Source organism: Bdellovibrionota bacterium (genome assembly GCA_035292885.1).
GTDB lineage: Bacteria > Bdellovibrionota_G > JALEGL01 > JALEGL01 > DATDPG01 > DATDPG01.
On sequence record DATDPG010000069.1, the window covers coordinates 1 to 2,245 of the forward strand.

3 protein-coding genes are annotated in these 2,245 nt (G+C 58.5%); all 3 read right to left on the reverse strand.

Translation table 11 applies throughout. The features are described 5' to 3' along the window. Positions 1–363: hypothetical protein (locus VI895_05370; protein ID HLG19230.1), on the reverse strand; the 363-nt coding region annotated here is incomplete at its 3' end. A gap of 43 nt (positions 364–406) precedes the next feature. Then, positions 407–1,612: an SGNH/GDSL hydrolase family protein gene (locus tag VI895_05375; protein HLG19231.1), complete on the reverse strand. Its 1,206-nt coding sequence runs from the start codon at positions 1,610–1,612 to the stop codon at positions 407–409. Positions 1,613–1,624: 12 nt separating this feature from the next. Continuing rightward, a partial coding sequence (locus VI895_05380) for a GtrA family protein (protein HLG19232.1) occupies positions 1,625–2,245 on the reverse strand: 621 nt, incomplete at its 5' end.

Consider the following 2,245-nt stretch of genomic DNA (forward strand, 5'->3'; position numbering starts at 1 on the left):
GTACTTCCAGAGGATCGACTCCAGAATCCGGTTCTGCTCCGCGCGATCAAGCTCCGCAAATCGCTTTCCGCCGCCGCCGCGGCGCGCGGACGCGTTCAACAGCCGGGCCCCGCTTTGATATTCCTTTAAATAGCCGGGCTCGGTTGAAGTTCTCCTGGCCACATGGTCCCGCAGAAATGCGGGGTCGCCATCCACCAGCACCGCGATCAAGGCCGCGATGGCACCAGACTCTTCATCCGAGAGCCGTCCCATCGGGGTGCTTCGGTCCAGTCTGGGCCACTTCGATCGGGCGAATCTTTCCAAAATCATCGACCCTATCGGAGAAAACACAGACACGATCAATGCCGCAATCGCGGCCGTCATCAACAAAAATCGTCTTCGTGATACGGGATGGGCGGACTTCATCTCATTCATTCGAGACCGGCATCACCCGGTCCGTCCCATTCGAAGACCGGCGGGCGTCCCCGGCCCAAACCGGCTCGAAGCGTCGCAGTAACCGGTCCGCCGCGATTCGATTCGCCGCCGGTCCGGGGTGAGAGTCGAAACGGCTGACCCAGAGCGTCCGGGCATCCGGAAATTCGGCGAACGCTTCACGCAGGTCGACACAATCGATCCCGTCACGCGCGCAGTCCGCCAAAACGCGTTCGTGCAGAAATGCCAGCTTATACCCGGTGCGCAGTTCCGGCCCGATCACCGGAAAAAGAACGATTCCGAGCGGCTTCCCATGTTTCCGACATAATTCGATAAACTCCCGCAGCAACCGTGCCGCCTCCCGCGAGTCGGCTTGGTTCGGATCCCCGAATCTCCGGACCATGTAATCCTGATAGTTCTCGATCCGGCCGAGCCTTTCTTGGAACGAGCGCCATGCGAAATTCGCGACGTAGTACAACGCCGAGGCCGGATGCAGATAGGTTTGGAGCGTTGATGAACCGAACAGCGGGGTCGGAATCGGACGCATGCTCGTGTCCTTGCCCTCCGGATCGTTGACAAACCACTCCAGCAAGATGAAATCCGGCTCGCCGGCCTGAACGGCCTCCTCCAACATTCGAATGTGATCGATCGTTTGGGCCCCGGCCCTCCCAAAGTTTAAAACTTCGAACCGAAGGGGACGCGGCCCTCGATTGAGCTCGGTTTCCAGGAGATTCGTATAACGTTGTCCCTCGGCAACTCCCTGACCGAAGGTGAAGGAATCCCCGATCACCGCAATTCGGAAAACGCCGGGCGGTTTCACGCGTTCGAACTCACGTTCGCGAAATCCAAGCGAGTTGCGCCTCACCTCCAGACGATCCCACCGTTTGGCGAAGTAGCTCGAATTGTCCGGCGTGGTCGTCACGTCGCGGAGCAACACGCGCATTGCCACTTCGCCCAATCCGAGGAGCAGGATACCGGTTACGCTCAGCACGATGAGATTGAGGACAAAACCATCCGCGCGCCGCTCCCCGAGCGTGCGCCGCGAACCCCAGATCAGCGAGACACCGACCGAACCGATCAGCATTCCGATCTTACTTGAAAACCGAAGCAGCAGGGGCTTGTCCACCACGCCCCCGACAACATAGCCCAGGCCTGAAACCGCCGCAAGGACGACGCAGGCGATCAGAACTTTTCGGCTCATGCGAAACCCATTTCAAATTCGGCCTTCCAGACCTTTAATGCGATCGGCCCGCGCGGACTCCCAGGTGATATTGGCATTCATTCCATAGTTCCAGAGCGTCGCCGCGCCGATTCCGAAGAGATTGCTGAGGAGGTAATGCCATCCGGCAAACTCCGTCAGTGCCCATAAAATGGAGAGGTTGATCACGGCGCCCCCGGCGCAAAAGAAGTTGAACGTAAGGAACCGGCTCATCCGGCTGACAAAACGGGGCCGCCGCTGCGAAAAATCCGCGAAGGTCCAGAACTCGTTCAAAAGGAAATTCGTCACGACGGCGGTTTCCACCGCAAAGAGGCCGCTCTGAAGATATCCCAGCCCCCACGCTGTGAGGAGGGTTAGCACGCCCATGTTGACAAAGACGCCCGATCCGCCGACAACCGAGAATTTTAGAAAACGCTTCAGCTCTCCCGTTTGCCTGGAAAGACGCAGGAGATGAATGATAAACTCTCCATACTGCCGCGGGCCGAGCTTGCTCCCGCCTAACTTTCGCTCGACAAAGGTGTATGGGACCTCCTCAACGCGTTGGTACTTTCCCCGGCCCAACACCTCTAAGAGAATCTTATATCCCTCAGGCTCCAGACGGCAGTTTTCGATCAC